Annotated in this window: 23 protein-coding genes; 11 read left to right on the top strand and 12 right to left on the bottom strand. The window is 59.7% G+C overall.

Features of this window, described 5'->3' with window-relative positions:
• Positions 1-5 precede the first annotated feature (5 nt).
• From lptC to ACWKV5_RS19055, 8 genes are all read left to right on the top strand, one after another.
• Complete coding sequence (gene lptC, locus ACWKV5_RS19090; RefSeq protein ID WP_483842553.1) at positions 6-578, top strand: LPS export ABC transporter periplasmic protein LptC; 573 nt, start codon at positions 6-8, stop codon at positions 576-578.
• A complete protein-coding gene (gene lptA, locus ACWKV5_RS19085; RefSeq protein ID WP_027924533.1) occupies positions 565-1,113 on the top strand; it encodes a lipopolysaccharide transport periplasmic protein LptA in 549 nt (182 codons plus the stop codon). Before lptC ends, lptA begins: the two co-directional genes overlap by 14 nt.
• On the top strand, positions 1,113-1,838 hold the full coding sequence (gene lptB / locus ACWKV5_RS19080; RefSeq protein ID WP_027924532.1) for an LPS export ABC transporter ATP-binding protein: 726 nt from the start codon (positions 1,113-1,115) through the stop codon (positions 1,836-1,838). Before lptA ends, lptB begins: the two co-directional genes overlap by 1 nt.
• Before the next feature lie 183 nt (positions 1,839-2,021).
• The gene (locus ACWKV5_RS19075; protein ID WP_483842552.1) at positions 2,022-3,515 is read left to right on the top strand and encodes an RNA polymerase factor sigma-54; all 1,494 of its coding nucleotides are present in this window, start codon (positions 2,022-2,024) and stop codon (positions 3,513-3,515) included.
• A gap of 74 nt (positions 3,516-3,589) precedes the next feature.
• Positions 3,590-3,898: a ribosome hibernation-promoting factor, HPF/YfiA family gene (gene hpf, locus ACWKV5_RS19070; RefSeq protein WP_007941242.1), complete on the top strand. Its 309-nt coding sequence runs from the start codon at positions 3,590-3,592 to the stop codon at positions 3,896-3,898.
• 12 nt (positions 3,899-3,910) lie between these two features.
• Complete coding sequence (ptsN, locus tag ACWKV5_RS19065; RefSeq protein WP_123435314.1) at positions 3,911-4,375, top strand: PTS IIA-like nitrogen regulatory protein PtsN; 465 nt, start codon at positions 3,911-3,913, stop codon at positions 4,373-4,375.
• A 2-nt stretch (positions 4,376-4,377) separates the two neighbouring features.
• Positions 4,378-5,235, top strand: coding sequence for an RNase adapter RapZ (gene rapZ, locus ACWKV5_RS19060; protein WP_140666776.1), 858 nt, complete (start codon positions 4,378-4,380; stop codon positions 5,233-5,235).
• A 15-nt stretch (positions 5,236-5,250) separates the two neighbouring features.
• Positions 5,251-5,526: an HPr family phosphocarrier protein gene (locus ACWKV5_RS19055; RefSeq protein WP_483842551.1), complete on the top strand. Its 276-nt coding sequence runs from the start codon at positions 5,251-5,253 to the stop codon at positions 5,524-5,526.
• Between the two features lie 8 nt (positions 5,527-5,534).
• Here ACWKV5_RS19055 and ACWKV5_RS19050 read toward each other — a convergent pair whose 3' ends face one another.
• From ACWKV5_RS19050 to pmbA, 4 genes are all read right to left on the bottom strand, one after another.
• Positions 5,535-6,428, bottom strand: coding sequence for a ZIP family metal transporter (locus tag ACWKV5_RS19050; RefSeq protein ID WP_483842550.1), 894 nt, complete (start codon positions 6,426-6,428; stop codon positions 5,535-5,537).
• Between the two features lie 30 nt (positions 6,429-6,458).
• On the bottom strand, positions 6,459-7,070 hold the full coding sequence (locus ACWKV5_RS19045; RefSeq protein WP_483842549.1) for a superoxide dismutase: 612 nt from the start codon (positions 7,068-7,070) through the stop codon (positions 6,459-6,461).
• A 1-nt stretch (position 7,071) separates the two neighbouring features.
• On the bottom strand, positions 7,072-7,500 hold the full coding sequence (locus ACWKV5_RS19040) for a DUF2753 family protein (RefSeq protein ID WP_483842548.1): 429 nt from the start codon (positions 7,498-7,500) through the stop codon (positions 7,072-7,074).
• A 293-nt stretch (positions 7,501-7,793) separates the two neighbouring features.
• Entirely contained in the window at positions 7,794-9,140 is a 1,347-nt protein-coding gene (gene pmbA, locus ACWKV5_RS19035) for a metalloprotease PmbA (protein ID WP_483842547.1), read from the bottom strand.
• Positions 9,141-9,247: 107 nt separating this feature from the next.
• On the opposite strand from pmbA, the gene yjgA reads away from it, so the two are divergent.
• A complete protein-coding gene (gene yjgA, locus ACWKV5_RS19030; protein WP_123405273.1) occupies positions 9,248-9,772 on the top strand; it encodes a ribosome biogenesis factor YjgA in 525 nt (174 codons plus the stop codon).
• A gap of 50 nt (positions 9,773-9,822) precedes the next feature.
• Here the strand turns inward: yjgA and tldD are convergent, their stop codons facing one another.
• The 8 genes from tldD to mreB all read right to left on the bottom strand — a co-directional run bounded on the left by tldD (position 9,823) and on the right by mreB (position 21,051).
• Positions 9,823-11,265 carry a metalloprotease TldD gene (gene tldD, locus ACWKV5_RS19025; RefSeq protein WP_483842546.1) on the bottom strand — a complete coding sequence of 481 codons (1,443 nt, stop codon included), beginning with the start codon at positions 11,263-11,265 and terminating at the stop codon, positions 9,823-9,825.
• 18 nt (positions 11,266-11,283) lie between these two features.
• Complete coding sequence (locus tag ACWKV5_RS19020) at positions 11,284-12,132, bottom strand: carbon-nitrogen hydrolase family protein (protein WP_483842545.1); 849 nt, start codon at positions 12,130-12,132, stop codon at positions 11,284-11,286.
• 80 nt (positions 12,133-12,212) lie between these two features.
• On the bottom strand, positions 12,213-16,016 hold the full coding sequence (locus ACWKV5_RS19015) for a YhdP family protein (RefSeq protein ID WP_483842544.1): 3,804 nt from the start codon (positions 16,014-16,016) through the stop codon (positions 12,213-12,215).
• A 75-nt stretch (positions 16,017-16,091) separates the two neighbouring features.
• Complete coding sequence (gene rng, locus ACWKV5_RS19010; RefSeq protein WP_008008603.1) at positions 16,092-17,549, bottom strand: ribonuclease G; 1,458 nt, start codon at positions 17,547-17,549, stop codon at positions 16,092-16,094.
• 57 nt (positions 17,550-17,606) lie between these two features.
• Positions 17,607-18,203 carry a Maf family protein gene (locus ACWKV5_RS19005; RefSeq protein ID WP_483842543.1) on the bottom strand — a complete coding sequence of 199 codons (597 nt, stop codon included), beginning with the start codon at positions 18,201-18,203 and terminating at the stop codon, positions 17,607-17,609.
• A 43-nt stretch (positions 18,204-18,246) separates the two neighbouring features.
• The gene (gene mreD / locus ACWKV5_RS19000) at positions 18,247-18,738 is read right to left on the bottom strand and encodes a rod shape-determining protein MreD (protein ID WP_483842542.1); all 492 of its coding nucleotides are present in this window, start codon (positions 18,736-18,738) and stop codon (positions 18,247-18,249) included.
• On the bottom strand, positions 18,738-19,871 hold the full coding sequence (mreC, locus tag ACWKV5_RS18995; RefSeq protein WP_483842608.1) for a rod shape-determining protein MreC: 1,134 nt from the start codon (positions 19,869-19,871) through the stop codon (positions 18,738-18,740). The genes mreD and mreC overlap by 1 nt, the downstream gene beginning before the upstream one ends.
• A gap of 142 nt (positions 19,872-20,013) precedes the next feature.
• Positions 20,014-21,051 carry a rod shape-determining protein MreB gene (gene mreB / locus ACWKV5_RS18990; RefSeq protein ID WP_002555108.1) on the bottom strand — a complete coding sequence of 346 codons (1,038 nt, stop codon included), beginning with the start codon at positions 21,049-21,051 and terminating at the stop codon, positions 20,014-20,016.
• 211 nt (positions 21,052-21,262) lie between these two features.
• On the opposite strand from mreB, the gene gatC reads away from it, so the two are divergent.
• Both gatC and gatA read left to right on the top strand, forming a co-directional pair.
• On the top strand, positions 21,263-21,550 hold the full coding sequence (gatC, locus tag ACWKV5_RS18985) for an Asp-tRNA(Asn)/Glu-tRNA(Gln) amidotransferase subunit GatC (protein WP_007901429.1): 288 nt from the start codon (positions 21,263-21,265) through the stop codon (positions 21,548-21,550).
• Between the two features lie 16 nt (positions 21,551-21,566).
• Positions 21,567-23,018 carry an Asp-tRNA(Asn)/Glu-tRNA(Gln) amidotransferase subunit GatA gene (gene gatA / locus ACWKV5_RS18980; protein WP_483842541.1) on the top strand — a complete coding sequence of 484 codons (1,452 nt, stop codon included), beginning with the start codon at positions 21,567-21,569 and terminating at the stop codon, positions 23,016-23,018.
• Positions 23,019-23,023: the final 5 nt, after the last annotated feature.

Genomic DNA, 23,023 nt, shown 5'->3' with positions numbered 1-23,023 from the left:
CCATTATGCTGAGCAAAAAGTTTCGTAACATCCTGTTGTTCAGTTGCATCGCGGCGCTGTTCGCTGCGGTCGGCTACTGGAACATCAGCCCGGAACGCTTCCTCGACAAGACAGTTGCCCCTGTCGATGAAAGCGCGATCGACTATTACGCACTCAACGCCCACAGCGTGCAGTACCTGCCGGATGGCAAATTGCAGTACGAAATGACGTCCGACAAGGTCGAACACCTGAAAGCGTCCGAGGTCACGCTGCTGACCAATCCCGACTTGAACATGTTTCGCGGCACCCAGTTTCCCTGGCACGTCCAGAGCGAACACGGGGAAGTCAATCCGGACGGTACTCAGGTCGAGCTGATCGATTCGGTACGTATCACCCGTTTCGACGAAAAAAACCGCAAGACCCTGATTACCACCACCCGTATGACTGTGTTCCCGCAGCAGCAATATGCGCAGACCGACCAACCCGTTAGAATCGACGGCGCTGGCGGTGTATCGACAGGCAACGGAATGAAAGCGTACTTGAAAGAAAGCAGGATACACCTGCTATCTAACGTAAGAGGACAGTATGAGGCTCGTTAAAACCCTCCCTATTTTGCTCAGTCTGGGCGCAGCACTGGGAAGCGTGAGCGCCTGGGCTCTGCCGAACGATCAAGAGCAGCCAATCCGCATTCAGGCCGACGATGCCCAACTGGACGACAAGAATGGCGTTGCCACCTACAAAGGTGACGTGATCATTACCCAGGGTTCGATGATCGTTAAGGGCAACACCGTGACCATCACGCGTACGCCGGCAGGCGACATCGACGTGGTGACTTCGGTGGGCAACCTCGCCTACTTCGAGCAACTACAGACCGCTGGCGACACCAAGCCTGTGCAGGGCTGGGGCGTGACCATCCAGTACCACGCCGCGCAAAACCGCGTCGTGCTGATCGACAAGGCAAAAGTTGTCGACAAGGACAACAACACCACCCAGGGCGAGAAAATCGTCTACGACACGGTCAAGAAGCTTGCGAGCGCTGGCCGTGCGACAGGTAACAAGGTCACCGAGGCGCGTCCACGCATCGACATGGTGATCCAGCCGAAGAAGAAAACCGACGAGCAGAAGGCCCAGTAATGGCAACTCTGAAAGCTCAGCATCTGGCCAAGAGCTACAAGAGCCGCCAGGTCGTGCGTGACGTCAGCCTGTCGATCGACAGCGGTCAAATCGTCGGCCTGCTGGGTCCCAACGGCGCCGGCAAGACCACCTGCTTCTACATGATCGTCGGCCTGGTGCAGGCTGATCAGGGCCGCGTACTGATCGACGATCTGGACGTCAGCCACCAGCCCATGCACGGTCGTGCAAAGGCTGGTATCGGCTATCTGCCGCAAGAAGCATCGATCTTCCGCAAACTCTCGGTGGCCGACAACATCATGGCGATCCTCGAGACCCGCAAGGAACTCGACAAGGCCGGGCGTCGCAAAGAGCTGGAAAGCCTGCTGCAGGAATTCCACATCAGCCACATCCGCGACAACCTCGGCATGAGCCTGTCCGGTGGCGAACGCCGCCGCGTGGAGATCGCTCGTGCACTGGCCACCAATCCGAAATTCATCCTGCTCGACGAACCTTTCGCCGGCGTGGACCCGATCTCGGTTGGCGACATCAAGCAGATCATCTACCACCTCAAGGCCAAGGGCATTGGCGTGCTGATCACTGACCACAACGTCCGAGAAACCCTGGATATCTGCGAAACCGCCTACATCGTCAACGATGGCCAGCTGATCGCCGAAGGCGACTCCGCCACTATCCTGGCCAACGACCTGGTTAAAGAAGTTTATCTGGGCCATGAGTTCCGCCTGTAAGCGTTGAGGTGTCTGGCTAGTCGACTGAGCGCTTACGGCGATAAAAATCAACAGGTTTTTATTGTTACAGCGCTCTAGGCAAACACTTCAGTTTCAGGCATATAATTTGCTTATGTTTGGCGCTCCGGCGCCCTGTAGTGGATGGCGCATGTGCGCCGGCGAATAAGGTGTTAAGCCCCTGCCATGAAACCATCGCTAGTCTTGAGAATGGGCCAGCAGCTGACGATGACACCGCAGCTGCAACAGGCCATCCGCCTGCTCCAATTGTCGACCCTGGACCTGCAACAGGAAATCCAGGAGGCCCTGGAGTCCAATCCGATGCTCGAACGCCAGGAAGAAGGCGACGACTTCGACAACGCCGACCCCTTGGCCGACAAAGCCGAACAGCAACCCAATGCCGATGTTTCGGAACCCTCCTACCAGGAAACCGCCCCGACGGTGGACAACCTCGAGGAAGGTGACTGGAACGAGCGCATTCCTAACGAACTGCCCGTCGACACAGCCTGGGAAGACGTCTACCAGACCAGCGCCAGCAGCCTGCCGAGCAACGATGACGACGAATGGGACTTCACCACTCGCACATCGGCCGGCGAGAGCCTGCAAAGCCACCTGCTCTGGCAACTGAACCTGGCACCGATGTCCGACACCGATCGCCTGATCGCCGTGACCCTGATCGACTGCATCAACAATCAGGGCTACCTGGATGAAACCCTCGAGGAGATCCTCGAAGCTTTCGATCCGGAACTGGACATCGAACTGGACGAAATCGAAGCCGTCCTGCACCGCATCCAGCAATTCGAACCGGCCGGCATCGGCGCGCGTAACCTGGGCGAATGCCTGCTGCTGCAATTGCGCCAATTGCCCGTCAAGACACCTTGGCTGACCGAAGCCAAGCGCCTGGTCAGCGACTACATCGATTTGCTCGGCAGTCGCGACTACAGCCAGTTGATGCGCCGCATGAAGCTCAAGGAAGATGAACTGCGCCAGGTTATCGAACTGGTCCAGAGCCTCAACCCGCGCCCCGGCTCGCAGATCGAATCCAGCGAAGCCGAGTATGTGGTCCCTGACGTAATCGTGCGCAAGGATAACGAACGCTGGCTGGTGGAACTGAACCAGGAATCGGTGCCAAGGCTGCGGGTCAACGCCCAATACGCCGGGTTTGTTCGTCGCGCCGACACCAGCGCTGATAACACCTTCATGCGCAATCAGTTGCAAGAGGCCCGCTGGTTCATCAAGAGCCTGCAAAGTCGCAATGAAACCCTGATGAAAGTTGCCACCCAGATCGTCGAGCATCAGCGCGGCTTCCTGGAATACGGCGACGAAGCCATGAAGCCGTTGGTCCTGCATGACATCGCCGAAGCGGTAGGCATGCACGAATCGACGATTTCACGGGTGACCACGCAAAAATTCATGCATACCCCTCGAGGTATTTATGAGCTGAAGTACTTTTTCTCCAGTCACGTCAGCACCTCCGAAGGCGGCGAATGCTCGTCCACGGCGATCCGCGCGATCATCAAAAAACTGGTTGCCGCGGAAAATCAGAAAAAGCCGTTGAGTGACAGCAAGATCGCTGGTTTACTGGAGGCACAAGGCATTCAGGTGGCTCGCCGCACCGTCGCCAAGTACCGCGAATCCTTGGGGATCGCGCCTTCGAGCGAACGCAAGCGGTTGATGTAGAGCCACGCCACAGCGTTCCAGTGGTAGATCATCTGATCTACCGCTTTATGCACTGGCAACGAAGGAGAAGCTGTATGCAAGTCAACATCAGTGGACACCAACTGGAAGTGACCGAACCCCTGCGCACCTACATCGGCGAAAAACTCGAACGATTAGAGCGGCATTTCGACAAGATCACCAACGTGCAGGTCACGATGACGGTCGAGAAGCTGAAGCAGAAAATCGAAGCCACCCTGCATATTCCCGGCAATGAAGTGGTCGCCAACGCGGAACATACCGATATGTACGCGGCGATCGACGCACTGACCGACAAGCTGGATAAACAACTCAAAAAGCATAAGGAAAAGACCCAGAGCCTCCTCCAGGGTGCAACCGGTCGTTAACACTCCCAACCCATGATCCGACTTGAAAACATCCTGACCCCCGGCCGTTCCCTCGTGAACGTGCCGGGCGGCAGTAAAAAGAAAGCCCTCGAACAAATTGCCAACCTGATCGCCCGGGAAGTGCCGGATCTGGAGATGCAAGATGTCTTCGAGGCTTTGATTGCCCGTGAAAAACTCGGCTCGACCGGTTTTGGCAACGGCATCGCCATCCCCCACTGCCGCCTGAAGGGTTGCGAGTCGCCCATCAGCGCCTTGATGCACCTCGACGCCCCTATCGATTTCGACGCCATCGACGGCGCTCCGGTTGACCTGCTGTTCGTATTGCTGGTCCCGCAAGCCGCTACCGATGCGCACCTTGAACTGCTCCGCCAGATCGCCAGCATGCTCGATCGCAAAGAAGTCCGTGATCGTCTGCGCAGCGCCCCGAGCAACGAAGCCTTGTATCAGGTTGTCCTGGACGAGCAAAACGGTCCGTAACCATGCGCTTGATCATCGTCAGTGGCCGTTCCGGCTCAGGTAAAAGTACCGTACTCGATGTTCTCGAGGACAACGGCTACTACTGCATCGACAACCTGCCCGCCGGCTTGCTGCCGGAACTGGCCGAACGCGCACTGATTCATACCGAACTGGCACAGCCGCTGGTCGCCGTGTCCATCGATGCGCGCAACCTGCCGAGCCACCTGTCACGCTTTCCCGAACTGCTCGAAGAAGTCCGTAGCCGGCATATCAAGTGCGATGTGCTGTACCTGGACGCCGACGAAGAAACCCTGCTCAAGCGCTTTTCCGAAACCCGTCGACGTCACCCGCTGAGCACTGCCAACCGTTCATTGGCCGAAGCTATCGAGGACGAAAGCAATCTGCTGGGTCCGATCGTCGATCTGGCCGACCTCAAGATCAATACCACGAACCTGAACCTGTACCAGCTGCGCGACACCATCAAGCTGCGCCTGCTGAACCAGCCGGAAGCCGGTACTGCATTTCTGGTCGAGTCGTTCGGATTCAAGCGTGGCATGCCCGTGGACGCGGACCTGGTGTTCGACGTGCGCTGCCTGCCCAACCCTTACTGGAAGCCGGAGCTGCGTGCGCAGTCCGGGCTCGATCAGCCGGTGGCCGAGTACCTCGCCGCTCAACCGGACGTCGAAGAAATGTTCCAGGACATATCGTCGTATCTGCTCAAGTGGCTGCCGCGCTTTGCCGCCAGCAACCGCGCTTATGTCACCATTGCCATTGGCTGCACCGGCGGGCATCACCGCTCCGTCTACCTGACCGAACGTCTGGGCCAGGTTCTGCAACAATCCCTGAAGAACGTCCAGGTCCGCCACCGCGACCTCAGCTAAAGGATTCACACCGCGATGCCTGCTCTGGAAATCGAAATCATCAACAAGCTGGGCCTGCATGCCCGTGCTTCTGCAAAATTTGTCGGCGTCGCCGGTGAATTCAAGAATTGCACGATCAGAGTAGGACGCACGCCGGAATCCACGGTCGACGGCAAAAGCATCATGGCCATGATGATGCTCGCTGCGGGCAAGGGCACCAAAATCCACCTGAGCACTGAAGGTGAACAGGCTGACGAAGCGATGCAGGCATTGGTGGACTTGATCAACAGATATTTCGACGAAGGTGAATAAACGCTCGCCTAGGCGAGCGCCGTATCCATCACCATCATCAAACAAAACCCGATCAGCAAACCAAGACTCGCCAGTTTGTCGTGACCGTTACGTCGCGACTCGGGGATGACTTCATGGGTGACCACCAGCAACATCGCCCCCGCCGCCAGTGCCAATCCCAAAGGTAACAACAGCTCCGCAAGACTCACCAACCACGCACACAACAGCGCAAATACCGGCTCGACCAAACCTGACGCCGCACCGATCAGGAACGCCTTGACCCGAGACATCCCCGCCCCGGCCAGCACCAACGCAATCACCAGCCCTTCCGGGACATCCTGCAACGCGATGCCCATGGCCAGACTGTCCGCATCCGGCATTCCACCGCCCGCCGAAACACCGACCGCCATGCCTTCAGGAATGTTGTGGGCGATGATGGCAAAGACAAACAACCAGATCCGCGGTGGAATTACTGGCCGCTCCAGCGTCCCGACCAGCATTTCCGGTGATGCGCCAGACACCTTGCGATCCACCAGAAACAATCCGAATGCCCCCAGCATGATGCCGAAGCTGATCAGGCCACTGGAAGCCCAAGGCGTCAGCCCCAGGCCTTCAGCGGCGGAAATACCCGGAACAATCAGCGAAAACGCCGTTGCAGCGAGCATCACCCCGGCCCCGAAACCGAGCAACGTATCGCTGACCACCTGAGGCATCCGACGTATCACCAACACGGGTACCGCACCCAACGCGGTGCCCAAGGCACAAATCGCCCCGCCTTGCAGTGCACGCGACAGTCTTGGTTCAAGGTCCAGCCACGCCAGCCCATGGCTGACCAGCAATGTCATGCCCGCCAGCAGTAACAGCGATCCGAATGCATAACGAAACATCCGTCCACTTCCGATCGCCAGTGTTTCAGTGCCCATAGTCAGCCTTGGAATGTTTTTATAGAGGACTTAAACCAGCGCAGCCTGATAGCGCGCGGCGACTTCAGGCCAATTGATCACGTTGTAGAACGCGTTGATGTATTCAGGACGGCGGTTCTGGTAACGCAGGTAATAGGCGTGTTCCCACACATCCAGACCCAGAATCGGCGTGTTGCCGCTCATCAACGGGCTGTCCTGATTGCCGCTGCTTTCAACGACCAGGGTCTTTTGCGGCGTCACACTCAGCCACGCCCAACCGCTACCAAAACGGGTCAGCGCAGCTTTGGTGAAGGCTTCCTTGAAACTGGCCAGGCCACCCAGTTGCCAATCAATCGCGTCGGCCAGCGCACCGTCAGGGTTGCCGCCGCCATTGGGCGCCATCACTTCCCAGAACAGCGAATGGTTGGCATGCCCGCCGCCCTGATTGATCACCGCTGCACGAAGGTTTTCCGGCAGTTGCTGAACGGCGGACACCAGTTTCTCCACTGGCCAATCGGCAAATTCAGTGCCTTCGACCGCCGCGTTGAGGTTGTTGATATAGGTCTGGTGATGCTTGGTGTAATGGATTTCCATAGTTTGCGCATCAATGTGCGGTTCCAGGGCATCGTAGGCGTAAGGCAAGGCAGGCAAGGTAAAAGCCATTTCAATGAACTCCATGATGTTGAGGCGCAGGCGAGGCTGCATCGATGTGCAGCAGCCGATGGGTGCGCGGGTATTCACCGTGCTCGCTGATGAAATTCAACAGCTCGACATAGGTCTTGCTGCTTTGGCGTAGCGCAGCATCGCGCAGGGCTGGCGCCAGACGCGGGTCCTGCAGGGTCTGCAACAGCCGTTGATGGATCGCGCACAAATATTCGGCGCTCTCCTCCGGCTGGTTCAGACGCAAATGCAGGTCCGCCAGGTTGTGGTGGGAAATCACGCAGGCCGCCACCGCTTCGTCGGCATCCGCCCAGCGCTCGAACAACACCTGGGCCAGAGCCAGTGCCTGTAAGTAAGCTTCGCGGGCATCGACGTATTCGCCCAGCATGAAACAGCGATTTGCCCGTTCGATCGTGCGTTTCCAATGTTCCATGGTGAGCCTCCAAAGCGGATGCGGTGATTAGATGGACCAGAGAGACGCTGCCCGGCCCGCTCGCTAATGCGATTGATTATTAGATGATAATGAGAACCAAAACAACCCCGGCGACATGCAACGGAATTATTGTGGGAGCGAGCCTGCTCGCGAAATGCGGAGTGCCAGTTGACATGGTGGGTGGATGTTTCAGTGCTATCGCGAGCAAGCTCACTCCTACAGGGGCCGGTGCAAGACGCATAAAAAAGGCGCGCCATCCGATGGGATGGCGCGCCTTTTTGAAGCGGTGAGGTTTAGCTACCCGCCACCGTCATCCGCTCGATCAGCACCGAGCCGGTGCGAATGTTGCTGCGCAGTTCCAGGTCATTACCGACCGCAACAATCTGCTTGAACATGTCGCGCATGTTGCCGGCGATGGTCACTTCCTGCACGGCGAACTGGATTTCGCCATTCTCGACCCAGTAACCCGCCGCCCCACGGGAGTAATCGCCAGTGACCATATTCAGGCCCTGGCCCATCAACTCCGTGACCAGCAGGCCACGGCCCATACGCCGCAGCAACGCCGCCTGATCTTCATCGCCATGGGTGACGAACAGGTTATGCACGCCGCCAGCGTTGGCCGTGCTCGGCATGCCGAGTTTACGCCCGGAGTACGTGCCGAGAATGTAGGAGACCAACTCGCCCTTTTCGACGAACGGTTTGGCGTAGGTCGCCAGGCCATCACCATCGAACGCCGAACTGCCCATGGCACGCATCAAGTGCGGACGCTCGTCGATGGTCAACCATTCCGGGAACAGCTTCTGACCCAGCGTGCCTTCGAGGAATGACGATTTGCGATACAGACTGCCACCGGAAATCGCCGACAGGAAGCTGCCGAACAAACCACCCGCCAACTCGGCGGAAAACAGCACCGGCACCTCGCAGGTCGGCACCGGTCGCGCGCCCAAACGGCTCGCCGCCCGTTGCGCGGCACGCTGGCCGATGCTCTCCGCAGAGGCCAGCAAATTGCCCTGACGGTTCACGTCGTACCAGTAATCACGCTGCATCTGGCCATCGGCCTCGGCGATCATCACGCAGCTCAGGCTGTGGCGGGTCGACGCATAGCCACCGATAAACCCGTGGCTGTTGCCGTACACCCGGCAGCCCTGATGGGTGCTGAGGGTAGTGCCATCAGCATTCTTGATCCGGCTGTCCGTGGCAAACGCCGCGGCTTCGCAGGCCAGCGCTTGTTCGATGGCTTGCTCCGGGGTGATGTCCCATTGGTGGAACAGGTCGAAATCCTGCAGGTCGCGAGCCATCAGCGCGGCATCAGCCAGGCCGGAGGCTTCGTCTTCGGAGGTGTGCTTGGCGATGGCCAGCGCCGCCGCGACGGTTTCGCGAATGGCCTCAGGGCCGCTCGCCGAAGTACTGGCCGAGGCTTTGCGCTGGCCGACGTACAAGGTGATGCCAAAGCCCTGATCGCGGTTGAATTCGACGGTTTCGACCTCACGCTGACGCACCGACGTGGACAGGCCCTGCTCCAGGGACACGGCGACTTCGCAGGCGCTGGCGCCCTGACGCTTGGCTTCAGCGATGATCTGCTCGACTTGTTCTTGCAGTGCCGGCAACGCTTGTGGGCCGACGCTTTCAACTGCACTCATGCTGTTCTCCACTCAAATTCTGCTTTCGGTAAGGCCTTCGAGCGACCGGGCCGGACAAGCGGCCCCCGACTGGTTATCATGGCGGCGTTTCTTTGCGGACGGCCACCATGGTTGATTCTTACGACGACTCCCTCGATACGGGAGAAAAAAGCAAATCCCAGGTTAAACGCGAGCTTCATGCTCTGGTTGACCTTGGCGAGCGCCTTACAACACTCAAGCCTGACTTGCTGGCAAAACTGCCGTTGACCGACGCTATGCGCCGGGCCCTGGCCGATGCGCCGAAGCACACCGCGAATATCGCGCGTAAACGGCACCTTATGTTCATCGGCAAACTGATGCGCGATCAGGACACTGACGCCATTCTGACCTTGCTCGATCAACTCGATGCCTCCACCCGGCAGTACAACGAACGTTTCCATGGCCTGGAACGCTGGCGCGATCGCTTGATCGCGGGCGACGATGCAGTCCTGGAGAAGTTCGTGATCGACTACCCGGAGGCTGATCGTCAGCAATTGCGCTCCCTGATCCGTCAGGCCCAGCACGAACTGGCGACCAACAAGCCACCGGCATCGAGCCGTAAAATCTTCAAGTACATCCGTGAGCTGGACGAGACTCAACGCGGTCTGCGTTAAGTCCCTTCTCGGGTGAGCCGCACGCGGCTCACCCGAAGCTCCATCCCTGCTTACGATCCTGTGCCACCCACAGTGATCGCATCGATTTTCAGCGTTGGCTGGCCGACACCCACCGGCACCGACTGCCCATCCTTGCCACACGTCCCCACGCCGCTGTCCAGCGCCAGATCGTTACCGACCATCGACACCTTGCTCATGGCTTCCGGACCGTTGCCGATCAACGTCGCGCCTTTGACCGGCGCGGTAATCTTGCCGTCTTCGATCAGGTACGCTTCGCTGGTGGAGAACACGAACTTGCCGCTGGTGATGTCCACCTGACCGCCGCCGAGGTTGGCGCAGTAGATGCCGCGCTTCACCGAGGCGATGATTTCCGCCGGATCGCTTTCTCCCGCCAGCATGTAGGTGTTGGTCATACGCGGCATCGGCAGGTGCGCGTAGGATTCGCGACGACCGTTACCGGTACGGGCCACACCCATCAGGCGCGCATTGAGCTTGTCCTGCATGTAGCCTTTGAGTACGCCGTTTTCGATCAGCGTGGTGCACTCGGTCGGGGTGCCTTCGTCGTCGACGCTCAGGGAGCCACGACGACCGGCCAGCGTGCCGTCATCGACGATGGTGCACAGCTTGGAGGCAACCATTTCGCCCATGCGTCCGCTGTAGGCCGAGCTGCCCTTGCGGTTGAAGTCGCCTTCCAGACCGTGGCCGACCGCTTCGTGCAGCAGCACGCCGGACCAGCCGGAACCCAACACCACTGGCAACGTGCCGGCCGGCGCCGGAATGGCTTCAAGGTTGACCAGAGCCTGACGCAACGCTTCACGGGCGTAGCCCATGGCGCGGTCGTCACTGAGGAAGTAACGGTAATCGGTACGCCCGCCACCGCCATGACCACCGCGCTCGCGGCGACCGTTTTGTTCAACGATCACGCTCACATTGAAACGCACCAGTGGCCGTACATCCGCGGCCAGGCTGCCGTCGGTGGAGGCAACAAGAATGCGCTCCCAGACACCGGCCATGCTCACGGTTACTTGCTGGATGCGCGGGTCAAGGGCGCGGGTGGCGACGTCGATACGCTTGAGCAGGTCGACTTTTTCGGCCCGGCTCATCACTTCCAGCGGGTTGTCCGGCCCGTACAACTGGGCGACGTCCTGAGTGGTGAACGCCTGCACCGTGCCGTTCTGCCCGGCGCGGGAGATCGATCGTGCAGCACGGGCCGCGGCACCCAGGGCTTCCAGGGTGATGGCGTTGCTGTAGGCAAAACCGGTTTTTTCACCCGATTGCGCACGCACGCCGACGCCTTGGTCGAGGTTGAAGCTGCCTTCCTTGACGATCCCGTCTTCCAGCGCCCAGGACTCGGAAATCTGCCCCTGGAAATACAGGTCGGCGGCATCGATGCCCGGGCCGGCCAGATCACCGAGCACGCCTTGCAGGCTCTCGATCGTTACGCCGCCGGGCGCCAGGAGGTGTTCACTGACTGAGGACAACAACTCGCTCATATGCTTTACGCCTTAAATTCATCGTTCTGAGGCAGGTCGCTGAGCGCCCTGCGAGAAAAAGCGCCGGTGACTGGACACCGGCATCCGCGCCCTGATGGACGCCTGTTCGCTGCTATCGCGTTCGGCCAGCAGCACGGCCTCGCCTTGATCCTGTTGTGCCAGCACCCGGCCCCAGGGGTCGACGATTGCGGCATGCCCCCAGGTTTCTCGCGGCCCTGGATGCGTTCCACCCTGAGCGGCCGCCAGCACATAACATTGAGTCTCGATGGCCCGGGCGCGAATCAGCACATCCCAATGCGCCGCGCCGGTCACCGCCGTAAACGCCGACGGCGCGGTAATCAATTGCGCCCCGGCAGCCCGTAATTCGCTGTACAGCTCCGGGAAGCGCAAGTCGTAACACACCGTCAGGCCGACTCGACCGACCGGCGTATCCGCAACCACCACGCCACTGCCATAAGCATAGTCATCGGACTCGCGATAACGCCCGCGATTGTCCGCCACGTCCACATCAAACAAGTGCAGCTTGTCGTAGCGCGCTACCGTTTCGCCATGATCGTTCACCAACAGCGAGCAGGCATGCACCTTTGCCGTCGGTTGATCCACCGGCGGCAACGGCAATGTGCCGGCCACTATCCATAACTTGAGGTCGAGGGCGGTCTGTTTCAACCATGGCAGGATCGGGCCTTCACCCAACGCCTCGGCGCGCCCGATGTCGGCGATGTCGCGACGGCCCATGGCGGCGAAGTTTTCCGGCAGCACGGCGAGTTGCGCACCACCAGCCGCTGCCTGCTCAAGCAGCCGGCGGACCTGGGCCAGGTTGGCCAGCACATCGCTTTGGCTGACCATTTGAATCACCGCTACGGACATGGAGCGCTCCTGCATCGCATTTCATGAGAACAGGCGCCCATGCTACTCCATCCTTGACGAGTGCTTTTTCAAAAAGCGACTTAAAAAGGTTTGTCGTAGGTAATCTGCGGCTCTTTCCACGGGCCTTTGACGGTGTACTTCACACTGGCAAAACGGGAGACACGGTCACCGATCAGTTTGTCGATCAGGAACAGCGCACCGCCGACGGCCGGCGCACCCACAATCAACGCCGCAATCGGCAAGTTGTTGGTCACAGGCAAGGTCACCAGCAACTTGGCGTCGATCTGATCACCCACCAAGTTCAAGGTGCCATCCAGTTCGACGTTGCTGGACGGGCCGGTCATCCGGATCGGCTCGCGGGTGACGTAGACGCCATTGGTCCCGACTAGCAATCCCTTGACCCGGTCATAGCTCAGGCCTTTGCTGAACAGGTCGGAAAAGTCCAGGCGCAGACGGCGGCCGATGGAGTTGAAGTTAAGCAGGCCGAAGACCTTCAGGGCCTGGGCGCTGCCCTCGACTTCAACAAACTGACCCTTGGTCAGCGACGCATCAAGGGTGCCGGAGAAACGCTTGCTGGCCAGCCAGGCCGGCGAACCGGGCCAGCGACCGTCAACATCCATATGAAACTCTTCACTGGTGACGCTCGGCGCAAAGCCCCAGCCTTTGAGCACATCAGCGAGATTTTTGCCGCTGATCCGCCCCTTGTACCAACTGCTGGAGTTGCCGGGCATACCTTCCCAGCCGCCACTGCCTTGCAACAAAATCCCTTTGAGGCCCATATCGAGGTTGTTGAGCGCGATACCTTTGGCAGTCGGACGAATTCTCAGCGACCAGCCACCCACCAGGTCCTGGCCCTGGAACAGCTGGTTGATGGTGATGTCCAGTGCCGGAATCTTTGTCGGGTCGACCGTGGCCAGTGGATCGGGCGAGTTCTCGTCAGCCACTACCTTCGGGTCCGGCGCGGGCAGGCGCACGTATTGCAGATTGACCGTGATTGGTGCGCCTTTCGCATCGGGAACACCGACGGTGCCCTTGACCTGCTGGCTGTCGAGTTGCAACGCCCAACTGGCGGGCTTTCGGTTCACCTGTACGGAAGCCTGATCGAGGGTCGTGCCCAGAGCACTGAGCTTGCCAATCTGTAAGTCTGCACTGCTGAAAAACTGCTTGGCACTGCCACCCGGATCCTGACCGGCGTACTTGCTCACCAGATCCTGCCAGGGACCGACATCCAGTTCCGACAGCGCACCGCGCACCCGCAGGCCTTTGGCGCCGGGCAATACGGCTTCGCCACCACCGAGGAACAACTCACCACGACCTTCGGCAAAACTACCGCTGGGGGCTGCAAACGTGAAGTTTGCCAACTGACCATAGTTGACCCAGTAACGCCGCTCCGGCCCTTGCAAGGTCATGCGGAACGTCGTGTCACGGCTGTCATCGGCCGTCATGCCAAATGGGGCCGGTAGATCGACCTTCACGCCTTTCAGGTTGGAATTGACCATCAACTGGCTGTCAGCGCCGTCCAGGTTCAGTTGCAACTGATACGGGATCACCCCGGAAACAGGCAATGGCTGAGTCACGCTCAACCAGTCCGTGAGTTTCTTGACCTCGACCTGACCGGAAGCCGTAACGCGTGTCTTGATGTTACCCGCGTTGCCGTCGGCGAAAATCCGCGCGGTGACAGGCTTGTCAAAAGCGCGTGCGCTGATGTTCTGTCCGCTCAAGCCCTTGGTGCTGTCAAAGCGGAAATCACCCTTGAGTTGAGTCAACTCCAGCGCTGGATCGGCCAGTTTCAGACGCGCCTTGGCGGTCTTGAAGTCGACGAGAATCTTCGGCTGCTCGCCTTTGGCCAGCGGGATATCCAGATTCAACGTGCCTTGCAGATCGCCCTCACCTTCCCACTTGGCAAACGTCTCAGCGGTGCCGATCGGCGCTTCCTGGAGAATTTTCAGGCCATCGCCCAAGCCGCCAGCGAATCCGCCGTCGAGGAACAGATGGACATTTTTGCCATCGGGGACATGGGGGATATTGACGTAAATGTCGCGCACCTGGGTGTCGAGCAACTGGCCCTTGCTGGCCAAAACCCGCACGCCACTGTCTTCCACAAACACATCACCGGTGACCTTGCTCACATGCGGCCAGCCCGGCTGGAACGCCAATTCGGCATCGTGCACCTTGAAGAACAGGCTGATGCTGCGGGCGGTATCGGTCGCACCATGGTTCAGCGAGCCCTGATACTGGAAGAAACCTTCATCCACCGCGCCTTTTAGAATGGCCGTACGCAACCATTCGTCGAGCGCCGGGCTGAGCATGCTCGGCAGGTACTTGGCGGTGTAGCGACCGTCCCCCTCGACCATGCCGACCCGCAGGTCCATGTAATCTTCCTGAGTGTGATCGAAATGCAGGCGAATCAGGAAGTCACCGGCAATCTTGCCCTCTTCGCCGAGTACCTTGAGGTACGGCGCAATCAAGGTGAAACCTTCTTTGTCGAGCTTCCAGGTCAGCGTCGCGTTGGCCTGGAGGTATTGCCATGGCTTGGCGAAAATCGGGTCCAGGTGCAGGACAAAGTCCTTGCTGTCCATGCGCAGTTCGCCCTTGCCGAGGTCACCGCTGATGCTGCCGCTGACATTTCGTGCCGCCGGTGCGCCGTGATAGGCATCAAAACCGACCCGGTCGAGGTTCGCGGCGAAGCTGAACTTGCTGTCGTCGGTGGCATTGGGGCGCAAGTCGATCAGCACATTGCGCAGCCCACCGGTCACCTTGAGTTTTTCAACCGCCGTGGCGACACCTTCAGGCAGTGGGCCCAGGGCATTCAGCAACGGCGTGAGCGGGGTGAGGTCGACGCGGTCGGCTTGCAGGTGCCAGAGTTCTTCGACTTTGTCGGTGGCTGAGGTTTGCGTGAGTTGCAGATGCGATTCCCAGCGCGTCTCGCCGAAGTTCATGGCCAGGGAATCCAGCGTCACCACAACGCCTTCAGTGCTGCGCTGGAAATAGCCATTGAGCGCCAGATTGTTGATCTGGATCGGCTTGCGTTCGGCGTAGGCGCCTTTGACTTGCGGGGCGTTCAAGCGAATGGCCGCAGATTGCAGTGCACCCTTGCCCCAGTTGATCCAGAGTTCGCCACCGGCCTTGATCTCGGAAAAATTCCATTGCTGGGTGAGGCGCTCGGGCAGCCATTTCGACCAGTCGCTTTGCGGCAGGCTCAGGTAAGCCTCGGCTTCACCGTCCTGCCACTGGCTGGCCTGGATACGCGTGCGCAGGCTCATGGCCACTGGCTGGCCATCGGGCAAGGTCATTCGCGCATCGAGGCGTTGACGGGAAGCGCCGGTTTTGAGATTGAAGCCGACATAGGTCAAGGTCAGCGGCGGCTGGTCGAGGGGCTGCAAGGTCACCTGACTGTCGATCACCGACAACTGCTGGACCATTTGCATGCGATTGAGCAGTTGTTCCGGATCAAGCGGCTGATCCTTCTGCACCGGCAGTCCTTCCAGCGACCACTTGCCGTCGTCGCCTTCCTTGAGGCTGATCTTCAGGCCGTTCAACTCCAGATGAGCGATGCGCACCTGGCGCGCCAACAGGCTTTCCCAAATGTCCGGCACTGCACGCACCTGGTCCAGGTGCAGGGCATTGGCGCCTTCGCCGACGGTCACGTCATGCGCCAGCAGGATCGGCGCAAAACCACTCCAGTTGCCTTCCAGCTTGCCGATTTGCAGCGGCATGCCCAAGGCCTCGGTGGCTTTGGTTTCAACGTCGACACGGTATTCGGCCACCAGAGGCGTCAGCTCTCGGCCGAGGCTGACGTACAACGCCATCAACACCAGTACCAACGCGCACAGGCCCAGACCCCAGCGGGTCAGTGCAACCAAAATGCGTGTCAGACGTTCCATGTCAGGTGGCTCCCATGGCAAAAATGCTGCAAAAAGCTGAGGCCAGCCGTTCTAGTAAGGTTGAAACACCGCGATTCAGAGCAACACCACGTCGTATTGTTCCTGGGAATACATGGTTTCCACCTGGAATCGGATGGTGCGTCCGATAAACCCTTCCAGCTCGGCAACGTTGCCTGACTCTTCATCGAGCAAACGGTCGACGACTTTCTGGTTCGCCAATACACGATAGCCTTCCGCCTGATAGGCGCGTGCCTCGCGGAGGATTTCACGGAAAATTTCGTAGCAGACCGTTTCCGGCGTCTTCAACTTGCCGCGGCCCTGACAGCTGCTGCACGGTTCGCACAGCACTTGTTCAAGACTTTCGCGGGTGCGCTTGCGGGTCATCTGCACCAGGCCCAACTCGGTGATGCCGATGATGTTGGTCTTGGCGTGATCGCGTTCCAGTTGCTTCTCGAGCGTGCGCAATACCTGGCGCTGGTGTTCTTCGTCTTCCATGTCGATGAAGTCGATGATGATGATCCCGCCCAGATTACGCAGGCGCAGCTGACGGGCAATGGCGGTGGCGGCTTCGAGGTTGGTCTTGAAGATGGTTTCTTCAAGATTGCGATGGCCGACGAAGGCACCGGTGTTGACGTCGATGGTACTCATGGCTTCCGCCGGGTCGACCACCAGGTAACCGCCGGATTTGAGCGGGACTTTGCGCTCCAGGGCTTTCTGGATTTCGTCTTCGACGCCATACAAATCGAAAATAGGCCGCTCGCCCGGGTAATGCTCCAGACGATCGGCGATTTCCGGCATCAATTCGGCGACGAACTGCGTGGTTTTCTGGAAGGTTTCCCGGGAATCGATGCGGATCTTCTCGATCTTCGGGCTCACCAGGTCACGCAGGGTGCGCAACGCCAGGCCGAGGTCTTCGTAGATCACACTCGGTGCGCTGATGGTTTTGATCTGTTCGTTGATCTGGTCCCAGAGACGACGCAGGTAGCGGATGTCCATGAGAATCTCATCGGCGCCTGCCCCTTCGGCAGCGGTGCGCAATATGAAACCGCCAGCTTCCTTGATGCCTTCTTTGGCCACGCAATCGGTAACCACTTGCTTGAGGCGCTCGCGCTCGGCTTCGTCTTCAATCTTCAGCGAAATACCGACGTGAGCGGTGCGCGGCATGTACACCAGATAGCGCGATGGAATCGACAGCTGCGTCGTCAGGCGTGCGCCTTTGGAACCGATCGGGTCCTTGGTGACCTGAACCACCAGGCTCTGGCCTTCATGGACCAGGGCGCTGATGCTCTCGACCGCCGGGCCTTCGCGCAGGGAGATTTCCGAGGCGTGAATGAATGCTGCGCGGTCCAGGCCGATGTCGACGAACGCCGCCTGCATGCCTGGTAAAACCCGTACGACCTTGCCTTTATAGATGTTGCCGACGATCCCGCGCTTTTGCGTACGCTCGACGTGGACCTCTTGCAGAACACCGTTTTCGACCACCGCCACGCGCGATTCCATCGGCGTGATGTTGATCAGAATCTCTTCACTCATGGCAGGGTCTCGTTCAGGCATGTTCACGATAATGGCTGCATCTTGTCAGTACGACGCTCAGCGCGCGTTAAGTGTTTGCCAACAGGGTATGCCGAAATGGCCGAGCAGTTCTGCGGTTTCGCACAGCGGCAGCCCGACCACCGCCGAATAACTGCCATTGAGCCCGGCAACAAATACCGCACCCAGGCCTTGAATGCCGTAGCCACCCGCCTTGTCGCATGGCTCGCGGCTGGCCCAGTAGGCTGCCGCTTCGTCGCGACTGATGTTGCGAAACCGCACCAGGCTGCGCACCACCCGAGACTCGCAGCGGTCGGCGTCGAGTACGGCGATGGCGGTCAGCACTTCATGTTCACGACCAGCCAACAGCATAAGCATGGCGCACGCATCCGCTTCGTCCACCGGTTTGCCAAGTATTTTGCCTTCGAGCACCACGGCAGTGTCGGCGCCCAACACACAAAAATCGGCGTCGGACACGACTGCGTCACGCCCGGCCTCGGCTTTGCCGCGCGCGAGGCGCTCGACATAGGCCGACGGGGATTCTTCAGGTAAGGGGGTTTCATCGATGTCCGCGCTGATGGCGGAGAACGGCACGCCGATCTGCGTGAGCAGTTCACGCCGACGCGGCGAGCCTGAGGCGAGGTATAGCTGTTTCATCAAGACATCTCCCTGTCGTGGTGCGGGCTAATGCCTGACCGAATTAATTGATTTTGTAGCGCCGACGCAGACCACGCAAACCGTAGCTGACCCAAGGCCACAACAACGCGCTGACCAGTGCCGGGAGCACCAGCGCCAGGGTTGGCTGACGGTTACCGGTCAAGGCACTCAGCCACAACTGAACCAGCTGCGCGAGGCCGAAGATCACCAGGATCACCAGGCTCTGTTGCCACATCGGGAACATGCGCAAGCGCTGTTGCAGCGACAGGACCAGGAAGGTAATCAACGTCAGGATCAATGCGTTCTGGCCAAGCAACGTGCCGTACAGCACGTCTTCGGCCAGGCCCAGACACCAGGCGGTGGCCATGCCGACTTTTTGCGGCAGGGTCAGCGCCCAGAACGCGAGCAGCAACGCCAGCCACAACGGGCGGAGGATTTCCATGAATTGCGGCAGCGGTGAAACGCTGAGCAACAGGCCGATGGCGAACGTCACCCAGACAATCCAGCTGTTTCGGGAGGCTTTGACGCCGACCATTATTCTTGTCTCCCAGTGGCAGCCGGTTCGGGGACAGGCGGTTTGGCAGCAGGCTTCACGGCCGGCGGTTTACTGGCGGCAGGTGGCTTGGAAGCCGCGGGTTTGGCCGGTTTGGCCGGGGTTTCAGGAGCCGGCGTTGCTGGAGCCGGTGCAGCGGCCGCCGGCGTGGCGGCAGGTGCAGCATTGGCCGCAGGCACAACGGTGGTGACAGGAACCGGTTTAGGAACGGTGGCGGGAATGATCGGGCCGCCGCCATGCTGATCCAGTGCCTCTTGTGCCTGGGCCGCTTCGTTGGCGCGCTCTTCGGCCGTGCGGCCATCGCTGAACACCAGCAGCAAATAACGGCTGCGGTTCAACGCGGCAGTTGGCACGGCGCGAACAATGGCGAATGGCTGGCCGGAATCGTGAATCACTTCCTTGACCGTCGCCACCGGGTAACCCGCCGGGAACCGCTGACCCAGGCCGGAGCTGACGAGCAGATCACCTTCCTTGATGTCGGCGGTATCCGCTACGTGACGCAGCTCCAGGCGCTCCGGGTTACCGGTGCCGCTGGCAATCGCCCGCAGACCGTTACGGTTCACCTGCACCGGAATGCTGTGAGTTGTATCGGTCAGCAGCAAGACACGGGAGGTGTAAGGCATCAACTCGACCACCTGCCCCATCAGGCCACGGGCATCGAGCACCGGCTGACCAAGGATCACACCGTCGCGCTCACCCTTGTTGATGATGATGCGATGGGTGAAGGGGTTGGGGTCCATGCCGATCAACTCGGCCACTTCGACCTTCTCGTTGACCAGCGCGGAAGAATTGAGCAACTCGCGCAGCCGAACGTTCTGCTCGGTGAGGGCGGCAAGCTTCTGCATGCGACCCTGCAACAGCAGGTTTTCGGTCTTGAGTTTTTCGTTTTCGGCGACGAGCTCGGTACGGCTGCCAAATTGGCTGGCCACACCCTGCCATAGCCGCTGCGGCAGGTCGGTGATCCAGTAAGACTGCATCAGCACCAGCGACATCTGGCTACGCACTGGCTTGAGCAGTGTGAAGCGGGCATCGACCACCATCAGCGCGACCGATAGCACGACCAGCACCAACAAGCGCACGCCCAGTGAAGGCCCTTTGGTGAAAAGCGGTTTAATAAGCCGCTCCTCCCAGGCAAATGTTCTCTTTATTCATACGGCATCAAACCGGCCTGGATGCAGACTGACAGAAGATAAACGCCAACAGGCAGCACTGCAAAGTGCTGCCTGCGCGCCAACAGCATAGATGCAACCGGCGAGATCACTCGCTGGAAAGCAGGTCCATGGTGTGTTTATCCATCATTTCCAATGCACGGCCACCGCCGCGAGCAACGCAGGTCAGCGGGTCTTCGGCAACGATCACCGGCAGACCTGTTTCCTGGGCCAGCAACTTGTCGAGGTCGCGCAGCAAGGCGCCACCACCGGTCAGTACCAGGCCGCGCTCGGCGATATCGGACGCCAGTTCCGGAGGCGATTGCTCCAGTGCACTTTTCACAGCCTGAACGATGGTGGCCAGGGACTCTTGCAGAGCTTCCAGCACTTCATTGGAGTTCAGGGTGAAAGCACGTGGAACGCCTTCGGCCAGGTTACGGCCACGAACGTCGACTTCACGCACTTCGCCGCCCGGGTAGGCCGTACCGATTTCCTGCTTGATGCGCTCGGCGGTGGATTCGCCGATCAGGCTGCCGTAGTTGCGACGCACGTAGGTGATGATCGCTTCGTCGAAGCGGTCGCCGCCAACCCGTACGGATTCGGCGTAAACCACACCGTTCAGGGAGATCAGGGCGATTTCGGTAGTACCACCACCGATATCGACCACCATCGAACCGCGCGCTTCTTCAACCGGCAGGCCGGCACCGATCGCAGCAGCCATTGGCTCTTCGATCAGGAACACTTCACGAGCACCGGCACCAAGGGCCGATTCACGGATGGCACGACGCTCAACCTGGGTGGATTTGCATGGAACGCAGATCAGTACCCGAGGGCTAGGCTGCAGGAAGCTGTTTTCGTGAACCTTGTTGATAAAGTATTGCAGCATCTTTTCGCAGACGCTGAAGTCGGCAATCACGCCGTCCTTCATCGGACGAATGGCAGCGATGTTGCCCGGCGTTCGGCCGAGCATGCGCTTCGCCTCGGTGCCGACAGCTACGACACTTTTCTGGTTACCGTGTGTCCGAATAGCCACAACCGATGGCTCATTCAGGACGATACCGCGCTCGCGCACGTAAATAAGGGTGTTGGCAGTGCCCAGGTCAATGGAAAGATCGCTGGAAAACATGCCACGCAGTTTCTTGAACATGGGAAAGGGACCCTAGGCAACGCGTGGGTAAAAAAGTGCGGCAAACTCTAACAACGACAGGGATTTTGGGCAAGGCGCCAATATGTTAAATTGGCCGCTTTTCTGTGCACCAACCCCCACAATCGCGGCCTTATGACCGTAGAAATGCGGTAGTGTTCCGACAATCTAACACACGGACGCCGTCCGTTCTGTATTCCACTGGAGAATCGCAATGGCGCTTGAACGCTCCGACGTGGAAAAAATCGCTCATTTGGCCTGCCTTGGCCTGAATGATGCCGATCTTCCACACATTACTTCGGCCCTGAACAGCATTCTGGGCCTGGTCGACGAAATGCAGGCGGTCAATACCGACGGTATCGAGCCGCTGGCCCACCCACTGGAAGCCAGCCAGCGCCTGCGTGCAGACGTCGTGACCGAGACCAATCATCGCGAGGCCTATCAGTCCATCGCACCAGCGGTCGAAAACGGCCTGTACCTGGTTCCGAAAGTCATCGACTAAAGGGAAAGAGCCTGCAATGCATCAAATGACTCTGGCCGAGATCGCCCGCGGACTCGCCGAAAAAAAGTTTTCTTCCGAAGAGCTGACCAAGACCCTGCTGGCGCGTATCGCCCTGCTTGATCCTCAGCTCAACAGTTTCATCAGCCTCACAGAAGACCTGGCGCTCCAGCAGGCGAAAGCCGCTGACGCACGCCGGGCCAATGGTGAGAGCGGCGCCCTGCTCGGCGCGCCGATTGCGCATAAAGACCTGTTCTGCACCCAGGGCATCCGCACCAGCTGCGGCTCGAAGATGCTCGACAACTTTAAAGCACCCTACGACGCCACCGTCGTCGCCAAGCTGGCCGCTGCCGGGACCGTGACCCTGGGCAAGACCAACATGGACGAATTCGCCATGGGTTCGGCCAACGAGTCGAGCTACTACGGCCCGGTGAAAAACCCGTGGAACCTGGAACACGTGCCTGGCGGTTCGTCGGGCGGTTCGGCCGCCGCGGTTGCCGCGCGCCTGCTGCCTGCGGCCACCGGCACCGACACCGGCGGCTCCATCCGTCAGCCAGCGGCCCTGACCAACCTCACTGGCCTGAAACCGACGTACGGTCGTGTTTCGCGCTGGGGCATGATTGCCTACGCCTCCAGCCTCGACCAGGGCGGCCCGATGGCGCGCACTGCCGAAGACTGCGCGATTTTGTTGCAAGGCATGGCCGGCTTCGATCCAAATGACTCCACCAGCATCGACGAGCCGGTGCCGGATTACAGCGCCAGCCTCAACGGGTCGCTGCAAGGCCTGCGCATTGGCGTGCCGAAAGAGTATTTCAGCGCCGGTCTCGACCCGCGCATTGCCGAGCTGATCCACAACAGCGTCAAGGAACTGGAAAAGCTCGGTGCGGTGATCAAGGAAATCAGCCTGCCGAACATGCAGCACGCGATTCCTGCGTACTACGTGATCGCTCCGGCAGAAGCCTCGTCCAACCTGTCGCGTTTCGACGGCGTGCGCTTTGGCCATCGCTGCGAGAACCCGAAAGACCTGATCGATCTGTACAAGCGCTCCCGTGGCGAAGGTTTCGGCCCGGAAGTGCAGCGCCGGATCATGGTCGGTGCCTACGCACTGTCGGCCGGTTACTACGACGCCTACTACCTGAAGGCCCAGAAGATTCGTCGCTTGATCAAGAACGACTTCATGGCTGCCTTCAATGAGGTCGACATCATCCTCGGCCCAACCACGCCAAACCCGGCCTGGAAGCTCGGCGCCAAGAACAGCGACCCGGTCGCTGCTTACCTGGAAGACGTCTACACCATCACTGCCAACCTCGCTGGCCTGCCGGGCTTGTCCATGCCTGCCGGTTTCGTCGATGGCCTGCCGGTGGGCGTGCAACTGCTCGCGCCGTATTTCCAGGAAGATCGCCTGTTGAACGTTGCCCACCAGTATCAGCTCAACACTGACTGGCACACCCGCACCCCAACCGGCTTCTGAGGAGA

This window comes from Pseudomonas oplopanacis (assembly GCF_057128725.1).
The sequence above is the reverse complement of the archived record's forward strand: the minus strand, read 5'-3'. Positions and strand labels throughout refer to the sequence as shown.

Coding starts and splice junctions, on each gene's coding strand:
- lptC (WP_483842553.1), top strand. CDS start 6: ATGCTGAGCAAAAAGTTTCGTAACATCCTGTTGTTCAGTTGCATCGCG.
- lptA (WP_027924533.1), top strand. CDS start 565: ATGAGGCTCGTTAAAACCCTCCCTATTTTGCTCAGTCTGGGCGCAGCA.
- lptB (WP_027924532.1), top strand. CDS start 1,113: ATGGCAACTCTGAAAGCTCAGCATCTGGCCAAGAGCTACAAGAGCCGC.
- ACWKV5_RS19075 (WP_483842552.1), top strand. CDS start 2,022: ATGAAACCATCGCTAGTCTTGAGAATGGGCCAGCAGCTGACGATGACA.
- hpf (WP_007941242.1), top strand. CDS start 3,590: ATGCAAGTCAACATCAGTGGACACCAACTGGAAGTGACCGAACCCCTG.
- ptsN (WP_123435314.1), top strand. CDS start 3,911: ATGATCCGACTTGAAAACATCCTGACCCCCGGCCGTTCCCTCGTGAAC.
- rapZ (WP_140666776.1), top strand. CDS start 4,378: ATGCGCTTGATCATCGTCAGTGGCCGTTCCGGCTCAGGTAAAAGTACC.
- ACWKV5_RS19055 (WP_483842551.1), top strand. CDS start 5,251: ATGCCTGCTCTGGAAATCGAAATCATCAACAAGCTGGGCCTGCATGCC.
- ACWKV5_RS19050 (WP_483842550.1), bottom strand. CDS start 6,428: ATGGGCACTGAAACACTGGCGATCGGAAGTGGACGGATGTTTCGTTAT.
- ACWKV5_RS19045 (WP_483842549.1), bottom strand. CDS start 7,070: ATGGCTTTTACCTTGCCTGCCTTGCCTTACGCCTACGATGCCCTGGAA.
- ACWKV5_RS19040 (WP_483842548.1), bottom strand. CDS start 7,500: ATGGAACATTGGAAACGCACGATCGAACGGGCAAATCGCTGTTTCATG.
- pmbA (WP_483842547.1), bottom strand. CDS start 9,140: ATGAGTGCAGTTGAAAGCGTCGGCCCACAAGCGTTGCCGGCACTGCAA.
- yjgA (WP_123405273.1), top strand. CDS start 9,248: ATGGTTGATTCTTACGACGACTCCCTCGATACGGGAGAAAAAAGCAAA.
- tldD (WP_483842546.1), bottom strand. CDS start 11,265: ATGAGCGAGTTGTTGTCCTCAGTCAGTGAACACCTCCTGGCGCCCGGC.
- ACWKV5_RS19020 (WP_483842545.1), bottom strand. CDS start 12,132: ATGTCCGTAGCGGTGATTCAAATGGTCAGCCAAAGCGATGTGCTGGCC.
- ACWKV5_RS19015 (WP_483842544.1), bottom strand. CDS start 16,016: ATGGAACGTCTGACACGCATTTTGGTTGCACTGACCCGCTGGGGTCTG.
- rng (WP_008008603.1), bottom strand. CDS start 17,549: ATGAGTGAAGAGATTCTGATCAACATCACGCCGATGGAATCGCGCGTG.
- ACWKV5_RS19005 (WP_483842543.1), bottom strand. CDS start 18,203: ATGAAACAGCTATACCTCGCCTCAGGCTCGCCGCGTCGGCGTGAACTG.
- mreD (WP_483842542.1), bottom strand. CDS start 18,738: ATGGTCGGCGTCAAAGCCTCCCGAAACAGCTGGATTGTCTGGGTGACG.
- mreB (WP_002555108.1), bottom strand. CDS start 21,051: ATGTTCAAGAAACTGCGTGGCATGTTTTCCAGCGATCTTTCCATTGAC.
- gatC (WP_007901429.1), top strand. CDS start 21,263: ATGGCGCTTGAACGCTCCGACGTGGAAAAAATCGCTCATTTGGCCTGC.
- gatA (WP_483842541.1), top strand. CDS start 21,567: ATGCATCAAATGACTCTGGCCGAGATCGCCCGCGGACTCGCCGAAAAA.